The organism is Pseudarthrobacter sp. AB1 (assembly GCF_014926485.1).
GTDB lineage: Bacteria > Actinomycetota > Actinomycetes > Actinomycetales > Micrococcaceae > Arthrobacter.
Genome location: NZ_PZKO01000078.1, coordinates 1 through 7,128, shown reverse-complemented (window position 1 = coordinate 7,128; position 7,128 = coordinate 1). Strand labels below are relative to the sequence as shown.

Below are 7,128 nucleotides of genomic sequence, written 5' to 3'. Positions count from 1 at the left end.
CTTTCCGCCATCGTCGCTTTTCGCTCCCCGGGCCCGGGGAGCGGTTGGGTCTGCGACGGGGAGGGTGGGATGAATCAAGGAAACTGATACGCGTGCTCGAGGCAACAATCCACGGCGCCCATGGAAGCCCTCCGCGCCAAGCTAAATTACAAGCTCCACGGCATCACAGTTGGACCGGCGTCAACCATCACAGACGGCACCATCATCGTCCCGACAGTCCCACCGGACAAGTACCGCGAGACTGCGGAACCGTACGAATTTTCGGCACCCACTGGCGCGGCGGAGCCGCGCACCCGCTAAATTGAGACAGGACAATGATGTCCACATACTTTTCGCAGGCGCGCCCAGTATCCCGGCGGTGGGACCAAGGCGCCACGGGAATTCTGCACCGGTTCGGCGAATATCGCGGCGACCGTCTCCGGGCCTTCCTCCTCCAGGATCCTTTCAAGCACTTGCAGGCTCGGAAGATCCCGATCACCGCATCCCCTCCGAGCCGAGCCTCCGATACCTTTCAGAATGCACCGCACTGGACGGGGCGTCATCAGCTACAGCCAACCACGCACCTCGGCGGTCAGAGGCGAAGCCTCACTGGAAACTCGGGTACCAAAAGCTCCTACTCGCGGATATGGATCTGATGGAGAACTCCGGTTGTGGTTTGTCTTCGGCGTCACATCAGCTGCACGCCCCCGTACGCCAGGGCCGCGATGAGGGCCCAGGACAACATGGCCGCGACGATCGCCCGGCCGCCGGTCCGCATCAGCGAGCCGACCCGAACGGATGAGCCAAGACCAAACAGGGCGGCAGCCAAGAGCAGGTCCTGCGCTGTCCCGGCCATGCCCAGGACAGCCGGCGACAGGAAGCCCAGCGTCCGCACCACGATCATGGCCATGAATCCGGCAACAAACAGCGGCACCAGCGGAGGGAGTTTGACCGCGGCACCGGGCTCCCCTAACGGGCTGCCGGCACGCTTGTGCGTCCGGCGCCTGACCAGGGCAACGCCAGTGACCATCGGTGCCAGCATCAGCACGCGTGTGAGCTTGATGATCAACGCACCCGCCAAGGCTGCAGGACCGGCGGTTTGCGCGGTGGCAACCACCTGGCCCACGTCGTGCACGCTGGCTCCCACCCAATAGCCAAACTGCACCGAATCCAGGCCCAGCGGGATTTTCAGGAGCGGCAACACGCCGATGGCAAGGGTTCCGCACAAGGTGACGAGGGCGATCGGCACGACGGTATCCCGGTGGTCAGTCTTCGTCACGCCGCTCATGGCGCCAATGGCGGACGCGCCGCAGATCGAAAAGCCTGTGGCCAGCAGGATCGGCTGGTCGCCAGGGAGCCTGAGGGCCTTGGCGAACAGCAGCGTCCCAAAAAAAGTCAGGAGCACTATCGAGACGATAATCCCCACGGTCCCCCAGCCCAAGGCCGCCACGTCAAACAGGCTGAGTTTCAGGCCCAGCAACACAATGCCCAGCCGCATGAACTTCTTGCCCGAAAAATCCAGGCCGGGCCGCAAGATACCGGCGACAGGGGAGCTGCTGACCGGCACATTCGCGGCAAGAATGCCCAAAATGACCGCGGCAGTCAAAAACGGCATCGCCGGCACGGCCAGGTGCACCAGCCAGGCTACCCCGACGGCGGCTGCCGCAACCACGAGGCCGGGCGCCCTTTTGTGCTTGAGGGGATTCGTCTTTAGGGCCGGCGGCAGAGTGCGCCACCGGTCGCGGCGCCGCTGGACGGACATCGGGTTCTGGGTCACGGTCGTGTGCGATCCGGTGAAACCCCGCGACTGGCAGGCGGTTTCGGACCGGAATTCCTTTCTGTTGAAGCAGCCGGCTCTGTCGTAGCAGTTGGCCGGGCCGGGCACCCGGGCCTGGAAACCGGCCTATAACCTTGCCGAGAAGACGGAGGCACAGTAGTCGTCTTGGCGGTGGGGCGCTGGCCCGGAGTTTCCATACATTCCATGCTTCCAGTGTGTGGAATGCGGCAGTAGGGGGCATACAGTTGTGTGGTTACAAGTCTGACTTGTGGCTCGAGCCGTAAACCTGAACGAAGGAGCCCCCATGCTGAGTGCGCGGATGCCGGATCTGTCGGCGCTGCAGATGCTCGCCGCTGTCCGGGAGCTGGGGAGCCTGTCCTCGGCGGCACACCGGCTGGGGCTGTCGCAGCAGGGCGTTTCCTCGCGGATGAGGTCTTTGGAAGCGCAAGTGGGCGCCCCGCTGTTGGCCCGAACCCCGCGTGGTTCCACGCTGACGCAGACGGGTGCGTTGATTGCCGACTGGGCCGCAGAGGTCCTCGCGGCGGCCGAACGCCTGGAGGCCGGAATAGCGTCGGTCCGCGCGGACAGCGTGAGCCGGTTGCATGTGGCAGCCAGCCAGACCATAGCCGAATACCTGCTGCCACAGTGGCTGGTGGCACTGCGGCGCCAGCAGGAATCCCTGGGGCTGGTCCCGACGGAAGTCCAGCTGAGTGTGTCCAACAGCGCGGCAGTGGGGGACCTTGTGCGCTCCGGCGCAGCACCCCTCGGATTCATCGAAAGCCCCAATATTCCCGCCGACCTGGCCAGCCGCACCGTCCGGCACGACGACCTGGTCCTCGTCGTTGCCCCGGAGCATCGATGGGCCACGAGGCGTTCCGCCGTCACCCTGGAGGAACTGGCAGCGACGCCACTGGTAACACGCGAACAGGGCAGCGGCACCCGGGATACGCTCGAGCACCTCCTCACCCAGAACACCCAAAAACCGATGGCATGGCCCGCCGTCGAGCTGTCCACCACCGCGGCCGTCCGCTCCGCAATTGCCGCCGAAACCGCACCAGGAGTGCTCGGCGAACTGGCCGTCCGCGACGATCTGGCCCTTCACCGCCTCACTGCCGTTGCCGTCGCCGGGCCACCCCTGCGCCGGCCGCTCACCGCGATCTGGCGCACCGGCAGCGCACCCCCAGCCGGTGCCGCCCGCGATCTGGCGGCCGTCGCCGCAGGGCCCGACAGACAATGACCTTGACGCAACGCCCCACGTATCCCCGCGCCGGCTCGCTGATGCGGTTTCCTCGGCATAATCGGAAGGGTGGGTATTCGGTTAGCTCAGGTTCCCCGTGTGGTGCCGGGCCCTTTGTGCCACGATTTCCCGGAAGGTGGTGGGCTGCTGCTGTGATTCGAGGCCGAGGAGGCTTTGGAAGGCTGACATGGGTGAACGCCGGCGATTGTAACGAAAGACGAAGCCGTCCAGATAAACCTGCAGGTGTTCATTGCTAACGGCGCGGTGGGTGCCTCGCAGCCAGGATTTGACGTTGCTGATGGCCCTGTGAACACGCGGCATGACGGGTTCTGCGTCTCCGGTGCGTTTGGCCGCCCTTTGGGATCCTGGCCGGTGGTCGTAAACCCTTCTTCGCGAGCAGGACATGCGGCCCGCATCTGTCCGTGTGGACAACCGCTCCAGGTGCCACAGTCTCATGGACGAAGTCGTACAAAGTTTGTCCTGAGGCATCCGGGATGACTTGCATGCGAGTGCGCCCGGAGCCTTAAGGACTGAGCCAAGGGCACCAACGGGATCCCGCTGAGGGTCATCGAATACGGTGACCACCACGAAAGAAGAACCCGGCAGTGAGGAGGTCAGCACGTTCGATGCTGATCACCACCATCCTGGATCCTGCGGATGCTTCCGGCGAGGACCTGGCCGGCCTCTACGCCCGCCGATGGGAAATTGAGTCCAGTTTCGATGAACTCAAAACCCACCAACGCGGCCCCAACGTCGTGCTGCGTTCCAAAAGCCCTGACGGGGTGCTCCAGGAAATCTATGGCTGCCTCTGCGCGCGCTACGCGATCCGGTCCCTCATCGGTACCGTAACCGCAGAGTTCGACGAAGACCCCCGTCGTGGCCGCGGTTCGACACTCCGGGACCACGATATACCTGGCCAGCGATATGCGCACCGCCTATGCCCAGACGTTGGCGATGGCCAAGGTGGGCAAGAATTTCCGCGACGCGGTAGCTTTTGCAGCCGAGCAGGTCGGCCTGCCGTTGGAGCGTGCCTGGACCATGGTCCAGGACGATTGGACCCGGAACGCGAACATGGTCCCTGGCTGGTTGCCGGGGAACTGGCGGGACGGACGCCTGATATACGCGCTGAAGGTCAATGAGCCCACCCGCTGGATCGACCTGACGGCCGCCGAATCGATCGCTTCATTGAACCGCCACCTCGGAGACATCCCGGATGAAAAGTTCAACATCCCCGACATCACGCTGGCCACCCTGACCGGCGACGACCGGGAGAGCCCACCACTCTCATCGCTGAATGGCTGCGAGAGCAGGACTTGGATGACGGCGACTATGCTGCCGGGGTCCGGGCCCATTCAAAACGAGACGACGGGCTGGGTACGGATCCGGTGGATGTTCTCGCCGAGTCGGAAATCCACCGCAACGACGCCCGACCTTACATACGTTCTGGCCATGTAGGGACTGGACTGCCTATGAGACACACCTGAGGGAAGCAAAACCGGCATCGCGGTCCGCCGCGCTCCTATCTGCCCAAAAATTCCTCCGCCTGACCAGAAACTCTTCGCCCACTGGAAATGATGCCACGCCGCCTGGTGACCAGAGCGAGGAGAGCCGGATGAACCGGGAAGTTCACGTACGGATCTGTGGGAGCCGGGGGGGAGATCCCCCCGGCCACCCGGCAGACCTGGACGGAGACTTGCTACCGGCGCGTGTCAGCACCCAACCGCTACCGAGACGACGACTATGAACAGGCCCTGGCCTGTCGCTCGACCGGTACCGCGCCGAGGCATCATCCCGACCGTCAAAACGCGAAGGCCAAGCTTACTGGAAAACACCTCCTTCACCGCGAGAGCGAGCGACTGAATGCGCAACTTCACGAGCCGTCGTGAACTGGCCGTTGAATCGATCGGGTCTGAACTGCTCCATCGGCACGAATGGTTCATGACCTGTGATCATCTGGGCGAGGGCTCGACCGAGAGCAGGTGCGTGCGTGATGCCGGACTCATTGTCACCGCCAAACACGTAAACGCCGCTGATCTCCGGGACTTCGCCGATCAGCGGCAACAGGTCCGGTGTAAAGCACGGAGCGCCCTCCGTGTAGGTGAAATCTTGGTAGCGACCAAGCGGTGGCAGAACCGAGGCGAGTTGAGCCCCGAGGCGCTGCGTCTCTCGGAGGCCGTCCATCGGCATCTCGCGTAGCCGGTCCGGCGGATCGACATCAAGCAGAGCAGACCGGTGCTGACCATTGTAGGCGCAGCCAAAGAGTAGGCCACCATTCTTTTCTCGCACCCACGCGTGCGAAGCGTCAGGTATGAGCAGCATAGGCATCGTGTCCGGGATCGCCAGGGGCTCGGTCGTGATCCGAAGGGCCCCCATCGGGGCGTAGGGCAGCCACACGCTGTGCGGTGCCAGCAGTTGGTTGGACCACATTCCGGCCGCTAATACAACGGTCTCCGCGAGGATGTCACCATACGGTGTCTCCACTCCTCGGACACGCCCCTCGGAAACGATCAGCCGCGTCGCGGGCCTGCGCTCGTCAATCGCCACCCCGCGGCTGCGCAGCCGCTGCGCAGCCGCCAACACCGCCCCGTGCGCATCCACTTGGACCGGATCGGGGTCAAACACCCCCCCCACGACCGCGTCGGCGCGAACGATCTGCCCCAGTTCGACTGCCTCGTTGCGATCAAGAATTTGGCGTCCTGGCACCAACGAGGACTCTACGATCGGCTTCATCCCCTGGTCCCAGCCACCATCCCTAGTAGCAAGGTACAGCGAGCCGTTACGGCGCAACGGAAACACTGGGAACTCTTCGTGCAATTCTGTATAGAAGTCCAAGCCGTAGCGTTCGCACGCCACCATATCCGCCGACTCCGCTTGAGCACCCCAACCGCCCGCCCAATAGGCGACGAAGCCGGCACCGCATGTGCTCGTCGCCTGCGCGATCCCGTCACGTTCCACGATCCTAACTTTGGCGCCTTGGTCGTGCAGGTGGTGGGCTAAGCTAACGCCAAACACGCCGCCTCCAACCACCACAACATCGGCTACATCGGTCATGTGCTTCTCCTCGTACTAGATCTGCTCTTTAGGGGTTTGGCAAAACGAAACCATGGCTTTGGGAGTTCTGGCTATCGTGGATCCACTCTTGCGCGTCCGATCGTCTGCAACGCCAATCCCAGGGCGGGGTCGATGACTTCGGCCACCCGCGTGTAAAGGCGTGCCAGGGTCGAGATCTCGGTGTACGCCGCGACCATCGCTTCAGCGCCTTGGGTACGGAGGTCCTCGAGTATGTTGACGAGCTGCACGTAGTCGGTGGATTCGACGCGGCCGGCTTTCACTGCCCCAACCAGCGTCATCAGCTGACGCTGCCGTGCAGGCTGGGGCCACCACTGGGTCTTGCGCCACGCCTGTCCGCGATTCGCAAGGCATTTTTCTCCTCGGCGCGGGCATCTTGCCGCTGGTGCTGTGGCGCCTGGCTGGCGCCTTGGAGCCGCCACCGCCGTTCCCGCACTGCCTGCGGGAGGCTGGAACTCTTCCACAGACAACTCCTGCCTTGTTGGATTGATCGACGCTATCATAGGCCAAGTTGTCTGGCAACTAGCACTAAGCGGTCGTCAACGGTTCCGCTAGCAGCGCCCACCAAACAGGACGAACAGCCCCCCGCTATGAGGCTGGGCCGTCGATGTCAACCTGACCGATCTGGCGGTCTGCCGGGTGGCCGGGGGGATCCCACCCCCGGCTCCCACAGATCCGGACGTGACCTTCTTGGTTCATTCTCGCGCTGGTCACCAGGCTGCGTGGCACCATTTCCAGTGGATTAATCGCCATATCCGGAGTCCTGTGACTAGATGAGTAATTCCAAGGGGTGTGTTCGGCGCGGCGCGGCGGTTTAGAGGGCAAGGGTGTCCAGAATCGGCGTTATCTACCCAACGTCGAACTTGGAGGCTCACGTGGACGCCGATCTGGACACCCTTGCTACTGCATTGTATGTGGCAGCCGATGATCTGTTAAAGGCATATCCGGAACGGATCCCGGCCCGGCCCCGCATCGGAATCAGCCCGAGGATCACCGATGCTGAGCTGATCACCTTGGCCGTGATGCAGGCCCTGCTCGGCTTTACCAGTGAAGCCAGATGGCTGCG

Annotated in this window: 7 protein-coding genes and 2 pseudogenes; 5 read left to right on the top strand and 4 right to left on the bottom strand. The window is 63.5% G+C overall.

Annotation, left to right across the window (positions count from 1 at the left end; translation table 11 throughout):
- Window positions 1–120: 120 nt before the first annotated feature.
- Entirely contained in the window at window positions 121–300 is a 180-nt protein-coding gene (locus DAD99_RS21205) for a hypothetical protein (protein ID WP_193343153.1), read from the top strand.
- A 367-nt stretch (window positions 301–667) separates the two neighbouring features.
- Here the strand turns inward: DAD99_RS21205 and DAD99_RS21200 are convergent, their stop codons facing one another.
- Window positions 668–1,756: a putative sulfate exporter family transporter gene (locus tag DAD99_RS21200; protein WP_309233462.1), complete on the bottom strand. Its 1,089-nt coding sequence runs from the start codon at window positions 1,754–1,756 to the stop codon at window positions 668–670.
- Window positions 1,757–2,060: 304 nt separating this feature from the next.
- On the opposite strand from DAD99_RS21200, the gene DAD99_RS21195 reads away from it, so the two are divergent.
- Window positions 2,061–2,993 carry a LysR family transcriptional regulator gene (locus tag DAD99_RS21195; RefSeq protein ID WP_193343152.1) on the top strand — a complete coding sequence of 311 codons (933 nt, stop codon included), beginning with the start codon at window positions 2,061–2,063 and terminating at the stop codon, window positions 2,991–2,993.
- 81 nt (window positions 2,994–3,074) lie between these two features.
- On the opposite strand, the pseudogene DAD99_RS21190 reads toward DAD99_RS21195, so the two are convergent.
- A pseudogene (locus DAD99_RS21190) lies at window positions 3,075–3,516 on the bottom strand (IS1595 family transposase); the annotation flags it as partial.
- Between the two features lie 88 nt (window positions 3,517–3,604).
- On the opposite strand from DAD99_RS21190, the pseudogene DAD99_RS21185 reads away from it, so the two are divergent.
- Together DAD99_RS21185 and DAD99_RS21180 are read left to right on the top strand one after the other, a co-directional pair.
- Window positions 3,605–3,871, top strand: a pseudogene (locus DAD99_RS21185) (transposase); the annotation flags it as partial.
- Window positions 3,870–4,448 (top strand): hypothetical protein, encoded by a 579-nt coding sequence (locus DAD99_RS21180; RefSeq protein WP_227008367.1) that lies wholly within the window; start codon window positions 3,870–3,872, stop codon window positions 4,446–4,448. The pseudogene DAD99_RS21185 and the gene DAD99_RS21180, both read left to right, overlap by 2 nt.
- Before the next feature lie 363 nt (window positions 4,449–4,811).
- On the opposite strand, the gene DAD99_RS21175 is transcribed toward DAD99_RS21180, so the two are convergent.
- On the bottom strand, window positions 4,812–6,044 hold the full coding sequence (locus tag DAD99_RS21175) for an FAD-binding oxidoreductase (protein ID WP_193343150.1): 1,233 nt from the start codon (window positions 6,042–6,044) through the stop codon (window positions 4,812–4,814).
- A 71-nt stretch (window positions 6,045–6,115) separates the two neighbouring features.
- A complete protein-coding gene (locus DAD99_RS21170) occupies window positions 6,116–6,343 on the bottom strand; it encodes a hypothetical protein (protein WP_193343149.1) in 228 nt (75 codons plus the stop codon).
- A gap of 594 nt (window positions 6,344–6,937) precedes the next feature.
- Between DAD99_RS21170 and DAD99_RS21165 the strand changes: the two genes are divergently transcribed.
- Window positions 6,938–7,128, top strand: a 191-nt coding sequence (locus tag DAD99_RS21165) for a hypothetical protein (protein ID WP_227007548.1), incomplete at its 3' end; no start/stop codon positions are given.